20 protein-coding genes are annotated in these 21,229 nt (G+C 36.5%); 18 read left to right on the top strand and 2 right to left on the bottom strand.

What is annotated here, in order from left to right:
• The first annotated feature begins 1 nt into the window (after position 1).
• The 4 genes from mutL to spoVK all read left to right on the top strand — a co-directional run bounded on the left by mutL (position 2) and on the right by spoVK (position 4,797).
• Entirely contained in the window at positions 2-1,828 is a 1,827-nt protein-coding gene (gene mutL, locus G4D63_RS00220) for a DNA mismatch repair endonuclease MutL (protein WP_163176508.1), read from the top strand.
• Between the two features lie 555 nt (positions 1,829-2,383).
• Positions 2,384-3,319 (top strand): tRNA (adenosine(37)-N6)-dimethylallyltransferase MiaA, encoded by a 936-nt coding sequence (gene miaA / locus G4D63_RS00215; protein ID WP_163176506.1) that lies wholly within the window; start codon positions 2,384-2,386, stop codon positions 3,317-3,319.
• Positions 3,320-3,357: 38 nt separating this feature from the next.
• Positions 3,358-3,591 (top strand): RNA chaperone Hfq, encoded by a 234-nt coding sequence (gene hfq, locus G4D63_RS00210; RefSeq protein WP_163176504.1) that lies wholly within the window; start codon positions 3,358-3,360, stop codon positions 3,589-3,591.
• A 255-nt stretch (positions 3,592-3,846) separates the two neighbouring features.
• Positions 3,847-4,797: a stage V sporulation protein K gene (gene spoVK / locus G4D63_RS00205; protein ID WP_163176502.1), complete on the top strand. Its 951-nt coding sequence runs from the start codon at positions 3,847-3,849 to the stop codon at positions 4,795-4,797.
• Positions 4,798-4,924: 127 nt separating this feature from the next.
• Here spoVK and G4D63_RS00200 read toward each other — a convergent pair whose 3' ends face one another.
• Complete coding sequence (locus G4D63_RS00200; protein WP_163178323.1) at positions 4,925-5,557, bottom strand: TRIC cation channel family protein; 633 nt, start codon at positions 5,555-5,557, stop codon at positions 4,925-4,927.
• 189 nt (positions 5,558-5,746) lie between these two features.
• Between G4D63_RS00200 and hflX the strand changes: the two genes are divergently transcribed.
• From hflX to G4D63_RS00175, 5 genes are all read left to right on the top strand, one after another.
• Positions 5,747-7,009: a GTPase HflX gene (gene hflX / locus G4D63_RS00195; protein ID WP_239585838.1), complete on the top strand. Its 1,263-nt coding sequence runs from the start codon at positions 5,747-5,749 to the stop codon at positions 7,007-7,009.
• A 14-nt stretch (positions 7,010-7,023) separates the two neighbouring features.
• Positions 7,024-8,292, top strand: coding sequence for a methionine gamma-lyase family protein (locus tag G4D63_RS00190; protein WP_163176501.1), 1,269 nt, complete (start codon positions 7,024-7,026; stop codon positions 8,290-8,292).
• Positions 8,293-8,420: 128 nt separating this feature from the next.
• A complete protein-coding gene (locus G4D63_RS00185) occupies positions 8,421-8,822 on the top strand; it encodes a MerR family transcriptional regulator (protein ID WP_163176499.1) in 402 nt (133 codons plus the stop codon).
• 27 nt (positions 8,823-8,849) lie between these two features.
• The gene (gene glnA / locus G4D63_RS00180) at positions 8,850-10,184 is read left to right on the top strand and encodes a type I glutamate--ammonia ligase (RefSeq protein WP_163176497.1); all 1,335 of its coding nucleotides are present in this window, start codon (positions 8,850-8,852) and stop codon (positions 10,182-10,184) included.
• Between the two features lie 61 nt (positions 10,185-10,245).
• The gene (locus tag G4D63_RS00175) at positions 10,246-11,100 is read left to right on the top strand and encodes a VOC family protein (protein ID WP_163176495.1); all 855 of its coding nucleotides are present in this window, start codon (positions 10,246-10,248) and stop codon (positions 11,098-11,100) included.
• Positions 11,101-11,287: 187 nt separating this feature from the next.
• Here the strand turns inward: G4D63_RS00175 and lexA are convergent, their stop codons facing one another.
• The gene (gene lexA, locus G4D63_RS00170; RefSeq protein ID WP_163176493.1) at positions 11,288-11,911 is read right to left on the bottom strand and encodes a transcriptional repressor LexA; all 624 of its coding nucleotides are present in this window, start codon (positions 11,909-11,911) and stop codon (positions 11,288-11,290) included.
• Between the two features lie 158 nt (positions 11,912-12,069).
• Between lexA and yneA the strand changes: the two genes are divergently transcribed.
• From yneA to G4D63_RS00125, 9 genes are all read left to right on the top strand, one after another.
• A complete protein-coding gene (gene yneA, locus G4D63_RS00165) occupies positions 12,070-12,402 on the top strand; it encodes a cell division suppressor protein YneA (protein ID WP_163176491.1) in 333 nt (110 codons plus the stop codon).
• On the top strand, positions 12,402-13,046 hold the full coding sequence (locus G4D63_RS00160; protein WP_163176490.1) for a YneB family resolvase-like protein: 645 nt from the start codon (positions 12,402-12,404) through the stop codon (positions 13,044-13,046). Before yneA ends, G4D63_RS00160 begins: the two co-directional genes overlap by 1 nt.
• A 74-nt stretch (positions 13,047-13,120) precedes the next feature.
• On the top strand, positions 13,121-13,357 hold the full coding sequence (locus tag G4D63_RS00155) for a DUF896 domain-containing protein (RefSeq protein WP_163176488.1): 237 nt from the start codon (positions 13,121-13,123) through the stop codon (positions 13,355-13,357).
• Positions 13,358-13,433: 76 nt separating this feature from the next.
• Positions 13,434-15,437, top strand: coding sequence for a transketolase (gene tkt, locus G4D63_RS00150; protein WP_420837788.1), 2,004 nt, complete (start codon positions 13,434-13,436; stop codon positions 15,435-15,437).
• A 140-nt stretch (positions 15,438-15,577) separates the two neighbouring features.
• Complete coding sequence (gene sirA / locus G4D63_RS00145) at positions 15,578-16,018, top strand: sporulation inhibitor of replication protein SirA (protein WP_163176484.1); 441 nt, start codon at positions 15,578-15,580, stop codon at positions 16,016-16,018.
• A 75-nt stretch (positions 16,019-16,093) separates the two neighbouring features.
• Positions 16,094-16,312, top strand: coding sequence for a YneF family protein (locus G4D63_RS00140; protein WP_163176482.1), 219 nt, complete (start codon positions 16,094-16,096; stop codon positions 16,310-16,312).
• 92 nt (positions 16,313-16,404) lie between these two features.
• Positions 16,405-17,472, top strand: a complete 1,068-nt coding sequence (gene mnmH, locus G4D63_RS00135; protein WP_163176480.1) for a tRNA 2-selenouridine(34) synthase MnmH — start codon at positions 16,405-16,407, stop codon at positions 17,470-17,472.
• Positions 17,473-17,605: 133 nt separating this feature from the next.
• Entirely contained in the window at positions 17,606-19,372 is a 1,767-nt protein-coding gene (locus G4D63_RS00130; protein ID WP_163176478.1) for an ABC transporter transmembrane domain-containing protein, read from the top strand.
• Complete coding sequence (locus tag G4D63_RS00125; RefSeq protein WP_163176476.1) at positions 19,359-21,161, top strand: ABC transporter ATP-binding protein; 1,803 nt, start codon at positions 19,359-19,361, stop codon at positions 21,159-21,161. Before G4D63_RS00130 ends, G4D63_RS00125 begins: the two co-directional genes overlap by 14 nt.
• The last annotated feature ends 68 nt before the right edge of the window (positions 21,162-21,229 follow it).

Genomic DNA, 21,229 nt, shown 5'->3' with positions numbered 1-21,229 from the left:
AGTGGGGATTATTAGAAAACTAGATGACGCACTCTCCAATAAAATAGCTGCAGGTGAAGTAGTCGAACGACCTGCATCTGTTGTTAAAGAGCTTGTTGAAAATTCAATAGATGCTGGTAGTACGATTATAGAAGTCGAAATCGAAGAGGCTGGTCTATCGAAGATTAGAATCATAGACAATGGTCATGGAATTGAAGAGGATGATTGTTTAGTAGCCTTTGAAAGACATGCGACGAGCAAAATCAAAGATGAAATTGACCTTTTCCGAATCCGAACATTGGGATTTAGAGGAGAGGCATTGCCTAGTATTGCTTCTGTATCAGAACTTGAAATCAAAACCTCAACAGGAAACGGCCCAGGTACTCTACTCTCCTTAAAAGGTGGTAAAGTAGTTAAGCATGAAAAAACGAATAGTCGTAAAGGTACAGAAATTACGGTAAAGAATCTTTTCTTTAATACACCAGCGCGACTTAAGTATATGAAAACAGTTCATACAGAACTCGGAAATATAACAGATACAATTAATAGAATATCAATGGCCTATCCAGAAGTGTCATTCAAGTTAACTCATAATGGCAATAGAGTCTTATATACAAATGGTAGTGGAGATGTACTTCAAGTATTAGCATCTATATATGGGATGTCTATTGCTAAGAAGTTGCTGCCTATTAAGCTAGAATCACTGGATTTTAAAATAAAAGGATACGTCTCACTTCCTGAAATAACAAGGGCCTCACGTAACTATTTATCTGTCATTATTAATGGCCGTTATATTAAGAATTTTCCAATTAGTAAAGCGATACAAGACGGATATCATACCTTACTTCCTATTGGTCGATTTCCGATTGTATTTGTAGAAATTGAAATGGATCCATTATTAGTAGATGTAAACGTGCATCCTGCAAAACTTGAGGTTCGCGTTAGTAAAGAACCTGAACTGCATGAGCTTTTAAAGGATGGCATTAAAGCTCTTTTTAAGAAACAACAGCTAATTCCAGCAGTACAGCCACCTAAATCTTTTAAGAAAAATGATAGTGTTCAAGAATCCTTTAGTTTTAGTCATACTCCACCCACAGTAATTAAAGAACAGCAAGCATATCATAAAGAGGAACGAGATTATATTCCTAAAGAAGTTACTTTTCCTATTGAAACAGAGAATAAGGACAAACCAAGTTCATCTTTTATAAGTGAAGAGATGCTCTCTGAAGAAGAAAATAGTACCCCGATAGAAGAAATGAAAGAGGAACGTATTCCTCCACTGTATCCTATTGGACAAATGCATGGCACTTATATTCTTGCCCAAAATGAGAACGGACTTTTTATCATTGATCAGCATGCTGCTCAGGAACGGGTAAAATATGAGTTTTATCGCGAAAAGGTTGGGCAAGTTAGAAGAGAGTTACAGGACTTATTAGTTCCATTAACCCTTGAATATTCACATGACGAGTATTTGACCATCGAGGAAAACAAAGAATTGCTACAAGAGGTTGGTATTTTCTTAGAGGACTTTGGGCCTCAAAGCTATATTGTTAGAGCACATCCGCAGTGGTTTCCAGAAGGATATGAAGCGGAGGTCATTGAAGAGATTATCCAGCAGGTGCTAACATCTAAAAAGGTAGACATCAAGAAACTTAGAGAAGAAACGGCTATCATGATGAGCTGTAAAGGTTCGATTAAAGCCAATCATTATTTACGTGAGACCGATATTTTTCCTTTATTAGAATCGTTACGTCTGTCGGAAGATCCGTTTACTTGTCCTCATGGAAGACCAATCATTATTCATTTCTCAACCTATGAAATGGAAAAGCTCTTTAAACGTGTTATGTAAAAGCTGTAATTTTTACAGCTTTTTTCTTTTGATTAGGAAATTATAAAGTTTTTCATTTCTGTATAACTTTTCCAAGTGCATAGTAATCTGCACACATATAAATTTTCAAAACCCAACGAATGATTTTTTTAGCTGTGTTAAAGACCAGTGTTGTTTTTTTTGCAGTGTTGATTGTAGTGGAAGGACGCGATTATAAGGAACCTCTACTAAAGGCTGCCACGTCCTGTGGCAAACGCAGAGGTCAGCACTTCCTGTGCAAGCGCGGGAGAGCGGGTCACGGGAAGACCCCACAGGCGAATGCTTGTCGGGGCTAACCGGGGCATTTTCGCTTTTCCAGTGAGGAGGCTCACGGACTCGCCCGCGGAAAGCGAGTGTCCTGTAACGAAAATCAACAACAATGTTTAACACAGTCTTTTTTTAAAAAATACGAATGAAACGGATCGGATTGGGCATACTATTTTGATGTTGCTACAATGTCTATAATTAATATCATGAGGTTTATGATAAAATAGGATCATACTATAGAACGGTAGGAACGAGGTAGAATATAAGAACATGAATATGGAGAAGGTTGTTGTTATTATTGGACCAACAGCTGTTGGTAAGACCAAGCTTAGTATTGAGGTAGCAAAGAGATTTAATGGTGAAATTATCAGTGGAGACTCTATGCAGATATATCGTTCCATGGATATAGGGACAGCAAAGATTACACCAGAAGAAATGGAAGGAATTCCGCATCATCTTATTGATATTAAGGATCCTACCGAACCTTATTCAACGGCAGAATTTCAAACAGATGTAAGAAAATTGATTCAGGAAATCACAGCACGAGGAAAGCTCCCCATCATTGTTGGTGGAACCGGGTTATATATCCAGTCTGTCATTCATAATTATCATTTTTCAGAAAAGGGCTCTGATGAAGCTGTTAGAAAACAGCTTGAAACGGAACTAGCTGAAAAGGGAATAGATGTATTAATGGAGCGTTTGCAACAGATTGATCCTATAAGTGCTGAAAGTATACACCCAAATAATCACCGCCGTGTAATTAGGGCACTCGAAGTATACATAACAACCGGTAAAACCATGAGTGACTATATGGATGAGCAGGAAGAAGAGTTACTATATGACTTAGCATTAATTGGCCTAACTCTAGATCGAGAAATTTTATATCATCGGATTAATCAACGTGTAGATTTGATGGTAGAAGAAGGTCTAGAAGAAGAGGTTAGGAAACTGCATGACTTGGGAATTAAAGATGTACAATCAATTCAAGCGATTGGTTATAAAGAGTTATATCAATATTTAGATGGTCTAATTTCCTTTCAAGATGCGATTGAACTTTTGAAAAGAAACTCGAGAAGATATGCCAAAAGACAGCTAACTTGGTTTCGAAACAAGATGGATGTCAAATGGTTTGATATGACAGAGGGAGACTATGAAAAAAAGTTTATTGAAATAATTGAATATATAGCAGGAAAGCTTAAGATTTAAGCGAAATAGAACAGTATAGAGAAATGAGGAGGGCTTACATGAAGCAGTCTATTAATATCCAAGATCAATTTTTAAATCAGCTTCGTAAAGATAACGCATTTGTTACGGTTTACCTACTTAATGGTTTTCAATTAAGAGGATTAGTAAAGGGGTTTGACAACTTTACAGTTCTGTTGGAATCAGAAGGGAAGCAACAGTTAATCTATAAACATGCTATATCAACATTTGTTCCACAAAAGAATGTTCAAATAGATCTTGAACAACAATCTTAACCTCGATATACTCGAGGTTTTTTTTTATAGACTGATTTTTTCCGTAAAGTTATCAGATAGAAAACAAAATACTAAGCAATAAGATATTTCTCGGGAAAGCGCATATATAGACAAATTAGCGTAAATCGTGTCTTAATTTGTAAGTATTTTTGTTACGAATCAAATCAATTTTGAACTTTTTTTTAGAAAATTAGGCTTTTGTCACATTTCTCAAAGTTTCAACGTATAATGTAATGAAATGAGAGGTGAAAGTCCTTGGATCAACCAATTAAGTTAAAAAACAACGGACAAATTAATATTATTCTTCACGATCAGAAAAAACAACATTCTCATTCCACTAAAATGGATCGTGAGCCGTACCCGATGGTTGAGGTTCCGGCCAAACATCCAGAACTCAAGCACATAGAAGAAGAATTAGCTAATCTCGTTGGGTTAACTGAGATGAAAAAAATGGTAAAAGAAATTTATGCATGGCTATACATTAATAAAAAGAGAGAGGAACAAGGACTCAAGGTTGGTAAACAAGTACTGCATATGCTATTTAAAGGAAATCCAGGTACTGGAAAAACGACTGTAGCACGATTATTAGGTAAACTCTTTCTTCAAATGAATGTCTTGTCAAAAGGACACCTAATTGAGGCGGAACGAGCAGACTTGGTGGGCGAGTATATTGGTCATACTGCTCAGAAAACTCGGGATCTCATAAAAAAAGCAATGGGTGGGATCTTATTTGTGGATGAGGCATATTCTTTGGCTAGAGGTGGAGAAAAAGACTTTGGTAAAGAAGCAATTGATACGTTAGTTAAGCATATGGAAGATAAACAGCATGATTTTATATTAATTCTTGCTGGATATTCTCGTGAAATGGAAAACTTTCTTTCATTGAATCCAGGGTTGAAATCAAGATTTCCTGTAGTATTAGATTTCCCAGATTACTCAGTTGAGCAATTAATGGAAATTGGTAAAAGAATTCTTTCGGATAAGGAGTACCAATTAACGAAAGATGCGGAGTGGGAGCTGAGGAATCATCTAAAGGAACTCCTATTACAAAACCCTCGTTCTTTTAGTAATGGGAGATATGTACGAAATGTTATTGAGAAGACAATCCGCTCACAAGCAATGCGGCTATTACGAAACGAATCATATGAGAGACAGGACCTATTATTAATTCAACGTCATGATTTGGAATTTGGAGTTGAAATCTAAAGGAGCTACCCGAGCGGGGAGCTCCTTTACATGTTCATATATTATTTCTATTTTTTACAAAAGATATCCACTTTAATAATTTCCATTCCGATTTTAGATGGTTCATAGTTATATAGTATAAATAAAACTAAGCTTTTAAAGTGTGTCTTTGAGGCTCTTGTTGTCCAATGGATTTAACGGGTAACCTCCATTTATAAAATAATGAGGCCATCCGTAAGGCGACAATCAATATAAATAATAAATAAAGACCAAGAGTTCCAGTAACGACATTAAAGCCAATAGCTAATCCGGCTAAAGCTGCCCAAACAGCATAAATTTCTGACCTGAAAACGACAGGTTTTCTCCCCGCGAGTACATCGCGGATGATTCCACCACCGCTCCCGGTTAACACAGCTGCGACAACTACGGCACTAATGGGATGCCCCATTTCAGTCGCATACAAGGCTCCTTGAATCGCAAATGCTGCGAGTCCAATTGCATCGAAGAAATTTCCCCATCTTTTCCAATGTTTTAACAGGCCATTTGGAAAAAGAAAAATAACCGTAATAGATAGAAGAGCTAATTGAAACATATAGCCCTGTTCCCATAGAGATGAAACAGGTACTCCGATTAATAAGTTACGAATAGCACCGCCACCAAAGGCGGTAACTAATCCTAATACATAAACTCCTAATATATCATAATCTTCTTCCATTGCCACAATGCCTCCGCTCACAGCAAAAGCAATGGTGCCAATGATTGTCATAACATCCCAAGTAATCATTTATGTTCCCTCTCAAGTTAATGTTCTATGATGATTCGCTTTATTTTAACAGGTATATGGCTGAAATCAAGACAATTTGTATAAAAAGCATTTAAATTTAACAAACTTTGAAGAAGTTTCTAATTATAGGCAGATTTGGTATGATGAGTTTATAAAGTAAAAATGTCAGGAATGAGGGATGAATCATTGGGAACAACAGAGCAGGAGCTTGAAAAAGTAATACTTGTTGGTTGTCAACTGCCTACTGAAGATGATGACCGTTTTCAATACTCCTTAGATGAATTAGTTTCTTTAACTAAAACAGCAAAAGGTAAAGCAATCGCAACCGTCTCTCAAAAGAGAAATACTAGACACCCCGCGACTTATATTGGTAAGGGGAAGGTTGAAGAGTTAATTACTCTTGCAGAAGAGCTAGAGCCAGATGTGATTATATTTAATGATGAATTATCTCCAAGTCAGATAAGAAATCTTTCAAATGTATTAGAAGCAAGGGTTATTGATCGTACGCAGCTAATCTTAGATATATTTGCTCAAAGGGCAAGATCTAGAGAAGGGAAGCTACAGGTAGAGCTAGCTCAGCTTCAATATTTATTACCACGTTTAATAGGAAAAGGTCTTTCACTGTCGAGACTTGGTGGAGGTATTGGAACAAGAGGACCAGGTGAAACAAAACTAGAAACTGATCGACGTCATATTCACCGTAGAATTGATGATATTAAATCTCAACTGGTTAGCATCGTAAAGCATCGTGAAAGATATCGAGAAAGAAGAAAGCATAATCAATCGTTTCAGCTTGCTCTAGTGGGTTACACAAATGCCGGGAAATCTACATTGTTTAATAGGTTAACCGAAGCTGATTCATTTGAAGAGAATCAACTCTTCGCGACTCTTGATCCGATGACGCGTAAGTGTATTTTGCCATCAGGATTTACGGCATTGCTAACAGACACAGTTGGGTTTATTCAAGATTTACCAACCTCATTAATAGCTGCCTTTAGATCTACGCTAGAGGAGGCCAAGGAAGCAGACTTAATTTTACATATAGTCGACTCGTCAAATCCAGATTATTTTAATCATGAGCAAACCGTCTATAAGTTGTTAGATGAGCTTGAAGCAGACAAGATTCCGGTGCTAACCGTCTACAATAAGAGTGATGAAAAGCACCACGACTTTGTTCCTTCATCGGTTCACCAGTCCATTCTAATTAGTGCCTTTAATGAGGATGATTTAGACTCGTTAAAGCAAGTGATTCAATCTCTAATGATGGAAACCATGGAAGAATACAAGGTGTATATTCCTAACTCAGAAGGAAAATTGTTATCTATGCTAAAGTCAACCTCTGTTTTAACAGAGCTATCCTTTGAAGAAGAGAAAGATAGTTATTTATGTAAGGGCTATATACAGCCAACATTATCCATCACACAACAATTAAAGAATTATATGCAGTAAGAGAGGAACTAGGAATGTTACAGTATTTAAAACACGGAGAAAAACTACTACAGGTTGTAACAGAGACAGAAGAGCAAATAAAAGAAGTTCAGCAAGAGATTGATTCTCTTGCTGAGAAGAACCAATTTCGCGTTCTAGAAGCTTACCGAAAGCACAGAGTGAGTGATTCTCACTTCATTCCAACGACGGGATATGGCTATGATGATATGGGGAGAGACACACTTGAAAGAATTTATGCTGATGTGTTCGGGGCAGAAGCGGGGTTAGTGAGACCTCAAATTATATCGGGTACCCATGCAATCTCGATTTCATTATTTGGTATTCTAAGGCCTGGTGATGAATTATTGTATATTACAGGCAAGCCTTATGACACACTTGAGGAGATTGTTGGTATACGTGGGAATGGAAACGGCTCATTAAAAGATTTTAACATTGACTATAATTCTGTAGATTTGACAGCTGAAGGTCGAATTAATTTTGATGAAGTAAAAGAAGCTATAAAACACAATACAAAAATGATTGGAATTCAGCGCTCAAAAGGGTATGCTACAAGACCTTCTTTTACTATAGAAGAAATAAAAGAAATGGTGAGGTTTGTTAGAGCCATAAAAGATGACCTAATTATATTTGTTGATAATTGCTATGGTGAATTTGTTGAGGAGCTTGAGCCCTGTCATATTGGAGTCGACCTCATGGCTGGTTCTTTAATCAAAAATCCAGGTGGGGGACTAGCAAAAACAGGGGGATATATTGTCGGAAAGGCATCTCTAGTTGAGGCATGTAGCTATCGAATGACCTCCCCGGGAATTGGAGCAGAAGCAGGAGCTTCCTTATATAGCCTCCAAGAGATGTATCAAGGTTTTTTCATGGCACCCCATGTGGTGAGTCAAGCATTAAAAGGAGCGGTATTTAGTTCAGCTTTTTTAAATAGACTTGGATTTAATACTAGTCCGAAATGGGATAGTAAGAGGACGGACCTAATACAATCTATTGAATTTAACGATCGAGAAATGATGGTTGCGTTTTGCCAAGCAATCCAATATGCTTCACCAATCAACAGTCATGTAACACCTTATCCAAGTTACATGCCAGGGTATGAAGATGATGTCATTATGGCTGCGGGAACTTTTATACAGGGGGCAAGTATTGAGTTAACAGCTGATGGCCCTTTGCGTGCACCTTATGTTGCTTATGTACAAGGTGGTCTAACGTATAGTCATGTAAAAATGGCAATTTGTTCTGCGATAGACTCATTAATTGAGCGGAAATTGTTTAACTTATAGAATTCATGGGAAAAGTAACACGGTAAAATTACTAAAAAATTTTTATGTAATAAAACATAACATGGCGTTGACACATTTCCTTACATAGCATAGAATATAATTAAGAAGTAAAAAAAGGAGGATTGGTTATGAGCGATAACATACGTCGTAATATGCCTTTATTTCCAATGGGGATTGTTATGAGTCTGACTGAGTTATCGGCCCGCCAAATCCGCTATTATGAAGAACATAATTTAGTACAGCCTGCAAGGTCCGAAGGGAATCGTCGCTTATACTCATTTAACGATGTTGATCGATTATTAGAGATAAAAGAAATGATTGACCAGGGTGTTAACATGGCAGGAATTAAGAAAGTCCTTCAAGTAGCAAATCAGCAGGAAACTCAGCAAGAAGATAGTAAGAATCCTGTCTCACCAAAAGAGTTAAGTGATGATGAGCTTCGAAAACTATTAAAATCAGAACTTATTCAGGCTGGTCGTTTTAACCGAACATCATTGCGACAAGGTGATATGTCAAGGTTCTTTCATTAAGAAGATAAAACAGGGAGGAATGCTAGTATGGCAAAGTTTTCTAAAGAGGATATTTTTCGTATTACAAAGGAAGAAAATGTAAAGTATATTCGTTTACAATTTACAGACTTACTAGGGATTATTAAGAATGTGGAAATTCCTGTAAGTCAACTAGAAAAAGCTCTTGATAATAAGATGATGTTTGACGGTTCTTCTATTGAAGGATTTGTACGTATTGAAGAATCAGATATGTACCTATTCCCGGATTTAGATACTTGGGTAGTATTCCCTTGGACTGCTGAAAAAGGAAAAGTTGCTCGCTTAATTTGTGATATCTATAATCCAGATGGCACTCCATTTGAAGGTGATCCACGTAATAACCTAAAGCGTGTTTTAAAGGAAATGGAAGCTCTTGGATTCACAGACTTTAATCTAGGACCTGAGCCAGAATTCTTCTTATTTAAATTAGATGAAAAAGGTGAACCAACTCTTGAGTTGAATGATGCGGGAGGATACTTTGATTTAGCACCAACTGACCTTGGTGAAAATTGCCGCCGTGACATCGTGTTAGAACTTGAGGAGATGGGCTTTGAAATTGAAGCTTCTCACCATGAAGTAGCACCTGGTCAACATGAGATTGATTTTAAATATGCAAGTGCGCTAAAAGCTTGTGATGATATTCAAACATTCAAGCTAGTTGTAAAAACAATTGCACGAAAGCATGGACTTCATGCAACATTCATGCCTAAACCATTGTTTGGTGTAAACGGTTCTGGAATGCACTGTAACGTTTCTTTATTTAAAAATGGAGAAAATGCATTCTTTGATCCAAATGGTGAATTACAATTAAGTGATACAGCACGTCAGTTTATTGCGGGTACACTTAAGCATGCTACAAACTTTACAGCAGTAACAAATCCAACTGTTAACTCATATAAGCGATTAGTTCCTGGTTACGAAGCACCTTGCTATGTAGCTTGGTCCGCTAGAAATAGAAGTCCATTAATTCGTATTCCTTCTTCACGTGGATTAAGTACTCGTGTTGAGGTAAGAAGTGTAGACCCAGCAGCAAATCCATATTTAGCAATGTCTGTTTTATTAGCAGCAGGTCTAGATGGAATTAAGAATAAGCTTCAGCCACCAAAGGCAGTTGACCGTAACATCTATGTAATGAATAAAGAAGAACGCTTAGAAAACGGTATTGCTGATTTACCAGCTACTTTATACCAAGCATTAGAAAACCTAAAAACAGATGAAGTAATTATTAACGCATTAGGTAGACATATTCTTGAGCATTTTGTTGAAGCAAAAGAAATTGAGTGGGATATGTTTAGAACTCAAGTGCACCCTTGGGAACGCGAACAATATATGACGATTTATTAAAAGAGATGGCCTTAGGGCTGTCTCTTTTTGGTAATAAAATAAGTAAGGAGGGTTACCAATTATGAAATTTCATGAATCTCCAACAACCTACATAAACCAAGTTGCTATAAAGGTTCAATCAATGGAGCGGTCCATCCAATTTTATGTAGACGTAATCGGACTTAAAGTGTTGAAAAAAAATAGAAACCATACAGTATTAACTGCAGACGGAATTTACCCATTACTTCAGCTTGAGCAACCAGAGAAAGTGATTCCTAAACAAGCACGTTCGACAGGGTTGTATCATTTTGCTTTACTCGTACCTACAAGAGCTGATCTGGCCGATGTGTTACATCATTTAATTGATAAAGGGTACCCACTAGAAGGTGCATCAGACCATTTAGTAAGTGAAGCGATATATTTATCAGACCCGGATGGAAATGGTATTGAGATATACGTAGATAGACTACCAGAAACATGGAAATGGGAGGGTGAAGAGGTAGTAATGGCATCTAAACCATTAAATAGTAGAGAGTTATTATCTTATGCTAATAATGTAGTGTGGAAGGGGATGCCACCAGAAACAATTATGGGCCATATCCACTTACATGTATCAGATCTAACTCTAGCAAGAGAGTTTTACTGCAACGGATTGGGGTTTACTATTGTGAGTCACTATGGAAATCAAGCACTCTTTATATCATCCGGAAGATATCATCACCATATAGGACTAAATACATGGAATGGAATAGGCGCACCCACACCAGACGAAAGAAGTGTAGGCTTGGAGTGGTTTTCCATTGTTTTTCCTAACATGATTGATTTAGAAGAAGCTATTAAAAGATTAACTGCCCTAAATGTGGGGTGTATGAAAGAAGAGGGTTATTATAAAACCGAGGATCCTTCAGGAAATATTATTAGGCTTATTGTAGAATAAAACAATTAGGGATACCAAATTAAAACCATGATATATATAATTTGAAAAGCAAATCTAGTATAGATCTGCTTTTTTTTAAGATTATCATCATATTATCTACTAAGCATGTTGAATATAAAAAAATATAGACAAAGAAAAAACGATTGAGTTTATCCCAACCGTTTTCATACAAACTTTGGCTAAATCTTTAGTGCAATGTGCGATAAACACCGATTACTTTCCCAAGGATTGAGACACTCTTTAAAATGATCGGTTCAAGCATTGAGTTTTCAGGTTGAAGGCGGAAGTAATCCTTTTCCTTGAAAAACCTCTTTACCGTTGCCTCATCTTCTTCAGTCATTGCCACCACAATATCTCCATTACTTGCTGTATGTTGTTGGCGAACGAGTACTAGATCACCATCAAATATTCCTGCTTCTATCATACTATCACCCATAATTTCTAGCATAAATACCTTTTCATCTGGTGATACATAACGATCTGGTATCGGGAAGTAATCATCAACATTTTCGATAGCGGTGATAGGCTGTCCAGCTGTTACTTTCCCTAGAATGGGGACATTTATTACTGATCCAGAATAAACAGGTTGTACTACATCCTGATCTAATATTTCAATTGCTCTTGGTTTAGTAGGGTCGCGTCGTATAAGTCCCTTGCTTTCTAGTCTAGCTAAATGGCCGTGAACAGTAGAGCTAGAAGCTAGACCGACTGCTTCTCCAATTTCACGGACAGATGGTGGATATCCCTTTAGGTGAACTTCTTTCTTAATAAACTCTAGAATATCCTGTTGACGCTTTGATAGTTTTTTCATAGTTACACCTCAATGTCTCCATTTTATTACATAAAGTATAGCATGTTCCAATTAAATATACAAACATAAGTTCGAGAAAAACTATTGACCAAAACGTGTGTTCGTATTATATTATTAATATATACGAGAACAAACATTCTGTTTTGGGGGAATTTATTATGAGTATTAAACCTATGAATCTATCATTCTATATAGTTTTTTTAATGTCTATTGTTTTATTTTGTTTTATAGCTTACCTTTCCAGTGATACAAGGATAGAAGAAGAGTTTGTCCAAGTTCAGGTATTAGAAAATGAGACCATTTGGGATTTAGCAGTGGATTATTCAGAGAAGCATAAACTAACACCTTCGGAATTTGTAACTTGGGTGGAAAAGCATAATCAGCTAGATACGGATTTTATTTCCGCGGGATCAATTATAACTATACCTGTTCAGATAGATCATACACAGGAGAGCATCATCTTGGTCGCTGATGGAGGAACAAATAGATAATGAACGCAATCATTTATGCTAGAGTGAGCACTAATAAAGAAACACAAGAAGCTTCTTTACAAAGGCAGGTAGAGGAACTAAGTCATCTAGCTAAGGATAATGGATTTAGTATTGTCAAGACAGTAACCGAAAAGGTAAGTGGGTTTCAAATTGATCGTGATGGAATGATCGAGATTTTAGACTATATAAAAGAAAACAAAGTCGATGTTTTTCTAATCCAGGATGAGACCAGACTAGGACGTGGAAACGCAAAACTAGCATTAATTCATTTATTGTTTAAAGAGAACATTAAAATCTTTACATCTATAAATCAGAATGAAATTGAGTTATCAGACGGTGATTCTTTGGTCCTAAGCATTGTGAGTATCGTGGAAGAGTTTCAGCGGAAGATTCAAAATACGAAAATAAGACGTGGGATGCAAAGAGCTATTGCCCATGGGTATTCACCAGAGAAGAATTTTTCAAATCTACATCTAAGCCCGGGTAGGTCTAAAATTGATGTTCCGATTGAAGAAATTATAAGACTGCGTAATAATAAACTTACTTTTAAAGATATTGCCATTACATTAAATGGACTGGGGTATCACATCTCAAAGGCAACTGTTAATAGAAGGTATAATGAATATATACAAACAAAAATGTAACCTGCTTGATACAAGCGGGTTCTTTTAGTATGATACGAATATGTTTAAGACAGCAGTAAAGGAGTATAATAACGATGATATCACAAGAAAAACTAGCTAGAATCAACCATCTTTCAAAAAAATCTAAAGAGGTCGGTCTAACTGGACCTGAAGCTGATGAACAGAAACAGCTTCGTGAAGAATATTTAAAGGCATTTCGCGGACAGATGACAGACCATCTACACTCCATTAAGGTAGTGGATGAAAAAGGGAATGATGTTACCCCTGGTAAGTTGAAACAAAGTAAGAAAAATAGAAACAGTCTACATTAATAAAGTATTATAGGTTGTCCTTCATACTGTTAAAGGATATGATGGAAATAATTTTTTATTTGAAAGGATGATTATCATGGAGAAAATTGATCAATTGTCAATTAATGCAATTCGTACTCTTTCAATTGATGCAATTGAAAAAGCTAATTCTGGTCACCCGGGGATGCCGATGGGGGCTGCGCCGATGGCTTACACTCTTTGGACCCAATTTATGAATCATAATCCTAATAACCCAGAATGGTTCAATCGAGATCGTTTTGTTTTATCTGCAGGGCATGGCTCTATGCTACTTTATAGTTTATTACATATTTCTGGTTATGATTTATCAATGGAAGACATAAAGAATTTCCGTCAATGGGGAAGTAAAACACCAGGTCATCCAGAGTTTAGACATACACCAGGCGTAGAAGCAACTACCGGACCACTTGGACAAGGTGTTGCAATGGCAGTTGGTATGGCAATGGCTGAGAGACACCTAGCGGCTAAGTATAACCAACCAGGCTTTGATTTAATTGATCATTTTACATATACAATTTGTGGAGATGGCGATTTAATGGAGGGGGTCTCTGCTGAAGCAGCCTCTTTAGCCGCGCATTTAAGATTAGGTAAGCTTGTTGTTCTTTATGATTCTAATGATATTTCACTTGATGGAGAATTAGATCGAGCGTTTTCCGAGAGTGTAGAAGGTCGATTCAAATCCTACGGCTGGCAGGTAATTCGTGTCGAGGATGGAAATGACATTAATGAAATCAGTCGTGCATTAGCGGAATCAAAAACAGATTTAAATCGTCCGACACTTATTGAAGTAAAAACAACCATAGGTTATGGTTCACCTAATCGCTCAGGCACTTCAGGTGTTCATGGATCTCCGCTTGGTGCTGAAGAGACTAAGCTTACAAAAGAGGCTTATAAGTGGACTTTTGAACAAGATTTCCATGTTCCTGATGAAGTATATCAACACTTTAAACAAACAGTTGTTGAAAAAGGAGAAAAGGCTGAGCTGGATTACAACCAAATTTTTGCTGAATACGAATCCGCTTATCCTGAACTAGCTTCCGAGCTAAAAAGTGCGATAAAAGGAGAACTTCCAAGAGGTTGGGATCAAGATTTACCTGTGTATGAGACAGGAAAGGCTCTTGCAAGTCGCGCTTCCTCTGGAGAAGCATTAAATGCAATTGCGAAAAATCTTCCATTCTTCTTTGGAGGCTCTGCGGATTTAGCCGGTTCTAATAAAACATTAATTAAAGGTTCTGCCGATTTCACCCATGAAGATTATAGTGGTCGAAATATTTGGTTTGGTGTTCGTGAGTTTGCTATGGGGGCGGCATTAAATGGACTTGCTTTACACGGTGGTGTTAAAGTTTATGGAGGTACGTTCTTTGTATTTTCAGATTATTTACGTCCTGCAATCCGCTTAGCCGCGCTAATGCAATTACCAGTCACATATGTATTTACACATGACAGTATTGCTGTAGGTGAAGATGGTCCTACACATGAACCAATTGAACAACTTCCTTCATTAAGAGCAATGCCAGGTCTGGATGTAATCCGACCAGCTGATGGGAATGAAACAGCAGCAGCTTGGAAGTTAGCTATTGAATCTACACATACACCAACTGCTCTTGTTCTAACTAGACAAGATTTACAAACAATGGAATCTACAAAAGAGCATGCTTATGAAGGTGTTAAAAAAGGTGCCTATGTCGTATCAAAAGCGTCTAAGGAAGTACCAGATGCTCTATTACTTGCTAGTGGTTCTGAGGTTGGCTTAGCGGTAGAGGCTCAGAAAACCCTTGAAGAAGAAGGTATATCTGTTTCAGTCGTAAGCATGCCATCTTGGTATCGCTTTGAACAACAAACGAAGGAATATAAAGAATCTGTTATTCCGAAAAATGTTAAAAAGCGTGTTGGAATTGAAATGGCTACACCTCTTGGCTGGGAACGTTATGTTGGAGATGAAGGAGAAATCATTGGAATCCATACGTTCGGTGCATCAGCTCCAGGAGAACTAGTTATGAAAGAATACGGCTTTTCTGTTGAGAATGTAGTTAAGGTAACGAAGGAGCTCCTTCAAGGTTAAATCAAAAAGCCTCTTATCTTATTGATAAAGAGGCTTTTTCGACAAAAAAAGTTAATTCCTTAAACAAGAAGAGACATAGTTTTCGATTTTTTACTGATATAATGGTCGGTACGATGCGCCTATCAGGAGGGACGGTAAAAATGAGAGAGTATATGATCTACTTGATTGAAGAGGAGTTTGCTCGACACTATTTTGGTAGAGAAGGAATGTTTTATAATCTTTTTGCGGAATATAACGTTGCTCGAGGTGAGCTAAAATCTATCTTAAGTAAGCAAATCAACTATATCACAAAGCCGATTCCTGCCATCCACTTTAATCAATATATTGAGACTGAGCTTAAAAATAAGACAAGCTATCGGTTCACACATGAAGGACATTACATTGAAGGGCAGAATGGGGAAAGTATTGCGACCTTATCTGTTTCTGAACGGAACTTAACTTTACTAGCAAAAGGAAAATATGAAGCAGAAATGGTGTGCTTTGAGCTTTTGAAGCAGTGGGATTCTCGGTTCCTAGCAGTCAATGTTCAGCAAGCTAGTTTCGGATGGATTTCTCCTGTTAAACAACGAAAATTCGTGTAAATCATACTTTCATATTGTATAATGAGAACGGTTTTAGTACACTGTAGTATAGACAGCTTGAAGGAGGAAGAAACAATGGATTTATGGGTAGTTATTCTAGTTGGTGTTCTAGCACTTGTTGCTGGAGTAGCACTAGGTTTTTTCATAGCACGTCAGTACATGATGAGTTACTTAAAGAAGAACCCACCAATTAATGAGCAAATGCTCCGTGCAATGATGATGCAAATGGGACAAAAACCTTCGCAAAAGAAAATTAACCAAATGTTAAAAGCTATGAACAACCAAATGAAATAATAGTGGACAAGCGCTCACAATCGTGGGTGCTTTTCTTTTTAGACTGGGTTATATATAATATGTGATAGTCAGAATATAAAGGGATGAAATATATGGAACAAAAGCTAATTGTACCGAAAATATCTATAGATAGAGTTCTAGAAGATTCCTTTCAACTCATAGATGTAAGATCACCAAGTGAATATAAAGAATTTCATATACCTGGTGCAATCAGTTTACCAATTTTTACTGATGAAGAACGAGCCAAAGTTGGAACTATATATAAGCAGGAGGGGAATGAGTTTGCAAAGGATATCGGTGTTGAACTCTTATCTAAAAAACTTCCTGCTCTTTTCAAGCAAATAAAAGAATTAAGCCATAATGTTGAATCTAAGCCATTAGTTGTTTACTGTTGGCGTGGTGGAATGAGAAGTAAATCAATTGTAACCATGATGAGCTCATTGGATATTTCCATTCTTCAATTAGAAGGGGGAATCAGGTCGTACCGTAAGTTAATAATAGAAGAGCTAGCAGCACATTCTAGCTCAAAACAATATATTGTTTTAGAAGGATTAACAGGAACAAAAAAAACTGATATCCTAACAGAGTTAGAGAAACTAGACTACCCAGTCATTAATATTGAAGAATTAGCAAGTCACCGCGGTTCAATCTTTGGCCAAATTGGCCTAAAGCCGAGAAGCCAAAAAGAATTTGAAAGCCTCCTATACCATCGTCTAATGGAATTAAAAAATTCTCCTTATTATATTATAGAAGCTGAGAGTAAAAGACTTGGCAGTATATTATTACCCGATTTTCTTCTACAGGGAAAGGAAAGAGGAGAGCGGATTCATATTAACTTAGATTTACAAAGTAGAGCTAAAACTATTTGCGAAACATATCATTATGAACAACACAAGATCGAGTTTGAGGATGCAATCAATCGTTTAGAAAGACATTTCTCTAGTGAAGTGAATCAATCCTTAAAAGATTTACTTCAACAACAAGATATTGAATCTGTAGTAGCTATTTTATTAAAGGAATATTATGATCCTAAATATGAATATACTTCGCAAAAATATACCACTCGAGTTCATACTCTAGAGATTCACTCACTTCAGGATGGTGTGAATAAAGTTAGTCAAAAGATTGATGAGCTTGTTAAAAGTTACTCTCACGTATAGGAGCATATGCTCCTATTTTTTTATGAAGAAATAATAAAATACTTACTTGTTAGTTAAAATTTTAAAATATTTCAACTTTTGTAGTAAATTTGTGCTAAACTAATGTTCGAAATGTAACTAGGATGGTGCTAACATGAGTATTTTTAAGGATTTATGGTGGTTTTTCAAGGCTGAAAAGCGTTCCTATGGATTTGGAGTACTATTGCTAACGTTTGTGGCAATTCTTGAGCTGATCCCACCTAAAGTTATAGGGATTATCGTAGACCATATTAACAATAAAACGCTGACTAAAGACATTTTATTACAGTGGATTGCGGTACTTCTTGGAATGGCTATTTCAGTTTATGTTCTAAGGTTTTTATGGAGAATTATGATATTTGGTGCATCAGTAAGATTGGCACGTTTGCTGAGAAATCAGCTTTATGAACATTTTACTAAGATGTCACCGCGCTTTTATCAACGTAGACGTACGGGAGACCTTATGGCGCACTCAACTAATGACTTACAAGCTGTTCAACAGACAGCCGGTGATGGGATTTTAACTTTAGTTGATTCAGTCATTACAGGTAGCTTTGTCATCATCGTAATGGCAACTACTATTAGCTGGAAACTTACACTGATTTGTCTAATACCAATGCCTTTTATGGCAATACTAACCAATTACTATGGTACGTTACTACATAAACGTTTTCATAAAGCACAGGAGGCTTTCTCTTCTTTAAACGACAAGGTTCAAGAAAGCATAAGTGGAATTAAGGTAATCAAGACATTTGGACAAGAAAAAGAAGATACTGAATCATTTGTAATTCAATCAAAAGATGTTGTGAATAAAAATGTATCGGTTGCAAGAATTGATGCATTATTTGATCCGACAATCTCATTTATTGTTGGTATTTCTTTCATTCTTGCCATTGTATTTGGTTCAAGATTTGTATTAGCTGGTGAACTTACGATTGGTCAACTTATTTCGTTTACGACCTATTTAGGGTTGCTAATATGGCCCATGCTAGCATTTGGATGGCTATTCAACATTGTTGAACGTGGAAGAGCATCATACGACCGTGTTCAGGAGCTTTTAGCTGAAAAGGAAGATATCATTGATCACGAAGGTGCTAACACGTCTAAGCCATCTGGGTCCATTTCATTTCAAATAAATTCATTTCAGTATCCTGAAAGTGATAAGAGAGTTTTAGACAACATTCATTTTACGTTAGAACAAGGGCAAACCTTGGGGATCGTTGGGAAAACGGGATCTGGAAAAACATCTTTATTAAAGCTTTTAATCAGAGAATTTGAAGGATATGAGGGTCAGATTTTAATGGGATCTCAATCTATTCAATCCTATCATCGTGATGCCTTAAGAGCCTCAATAGGATATGTTCCACAGGATCACTTTCTATTCTCAGCAACTGTTGCGGATAATATTGCATTCGCAAGACCAAACTCTTCCTTTCAAGAAATCATTGAAGCTGCTAAACTAGCAAATATACATGATGACATAGCTCAATTTACTGATGGTTATGAGACAATTGTAGGGGAACGAGGAGTTTCTTTATCAGGTGGTCAAAAGCAACGGATCTCTATTGCAAGAGCGCTAATAGTTAATCCAGAAGTATTAGTTTTGGATGATTCCTTGTCAGCTGTTGATGCAAAGACAGAGGAAAGTATCTTATCTTCTTTAAGAAGCAATCGTTATGGCAAAACGACGATTATTACCTCACATCGATTAAGTGCAATTGAACATGCTGATTTAATACTTGTCTTGGAAGAAGGGCGAATTTCACAACGTGGTACTCACCACAATTTAATGAATCAAGAAGGTTGGTATAAAGACATGTACAATCGCCAACAGCTTGAATCCCTCGTAGAGCATGGAGGATCACATCATGGAAGTGAATGAACAAATAAATAAAAACGGAGCAAAAGAGCAACGGAAGGTTTTATGGAGATTACTCTCATACACATTACCTCATAAGAAACCGTTAATTTTGGCATTTATATTATTAATATTTGGTACAATAGGAGAAATCCTTGGTCCTTACTTAGTAAAAGTGTTTATTGATAAATATTTAGTTAAAGAAAACTTCCCTTATGGTCCACTTTTATTTCTTTCTATTAGTTATGTGATCGTATTGGTGGGCAAAACGATTATTCAATATTTTCAGTTGTTTACCTTTAATAAAATCGCCTTGAATATCATACAACAGCTAAGAATTGATGTTTTTGAAAAGGTTCAAACACTAGGTTTAAAGTTTTTTGATAAAACACCGGGTGGAAGTATTGTGTCGCGCGTGACAAATGACACAGAATCTATTAAAGAGTTTTTTACTGATGTTTTATCTGTTTTTGTACAAAATTTATTTTTTTTAGTTGGAATATTCATAGCGATGTTTTTATTGAATGTAAAACTAGCTTTCTTCTGTTTGGGAATAATACCGATTATTTTTCTCATAATGCACACCTATAGGAAATATAGCTCTATATATTTTCATGATTTGAGAGAGAAATTGAGTCAGTTAAATGCAAAGCTCAATGAGTCATTACAAGGCATGGCGATTATTCAGGTATTCCGACAAGAAAAGCGATTAAGAAATGAATTTTCAACTATTAATGAAGAGCATTATGTAGCAGGTGTAAAGAACATCAAGCTAAATGGCTTGCTACTTCGTCCTGCCATTGATTTCATATATGTCTGCTCATTAATTTTAGTGCTAAGCTTTTTCGGCATTACATCCTTTAATAGTCCAATCGAAATTGGTGTATTATATGCATTTATAAATTATTTAGAGCGATTCTTTGAACCTGTTAACCAGATGATGATGAGACTTTCTATGTATCAGCAGGCTATTGTTTCAGGGACACGTGTTTTCGACCTTTTAGATAACGAGGAAACCGCTCCAAAGGCTTCAGGTAACAAGGAATTTAAGATAGAAAAAGGTGAAATAGAATTTAAAAACATAAGCTTTTCCTATGATGGCCAGAGGGATGTATTAAAAAATATATCTTTCGTGGCAAAGCCCGGTGAGACGGTTGCCTTGGTCGGTCATACTGGTAGCGGGAAAAGTTCGATTATCAATATATTTATGAGGTTTTATGAGACTAACCGTGGTGAAATTTTAATTGATGGTCAATCTCTTAAAGAGTATCAGGATCATGAACTTCGTAAAAAAATAGGATTGGTGCTTCAAGATCCATTTTTATTTGCAGGTTCCATCAAAAAGAATATTCAGTTATATAATGAAGAAATAACAGATAAAGAAATAAGGGAAGCTGCTCAATTTGTTCAGGCGGATAAATTTATAGAAACTCTACCAGATCAATATGCACATGAACTATCGGAGAGAGGAACAACCTTTTCAAGCGGTCAAAGACAACTTGTTGCTTTTGCTAGAACCATTGCTACAAATCCTAAAATACTTGTTTTAGATGAAGCGACCGCCAATATTGACACAGAAACAGAAGGTTACATCCAAGAAGCACTAGCTAAGATGAGGAAGGGACGTACAACCATTGCAATTGCTCACAGACTTTCCACTATTCAAGATGCTGAACAAATATTAGTCTTACATCAAGGAGAAATAACAGAAAGAGGTACACATCAAGAACTCCTAGAACAGAAGGGGTTATACTATAAAATGTATGTGCTTCAAAATCAAGTAACTGATAAAATCGAGGATATTGTTTCATGAAAAGTTTTGTGCACACTAATGATTAGGAATTAGTGTGCTTTTAGTATTAGGGAAAATAAATTTATTTA

This window comes from Bacillus mesophilus, assembly GCF_011008845.1.
In the GTDB taxonomy this organism is placed as follows: Bacteria; Bacillota; Bacilli; order Bacillales; family SA4; genus Bacillus_BS; species Bacillus_BS mesophilus.
Note: the sequence above shows the minus strand (reverse complement) of the source record. Positions and strands in the feature narration are given on the sequence as shown.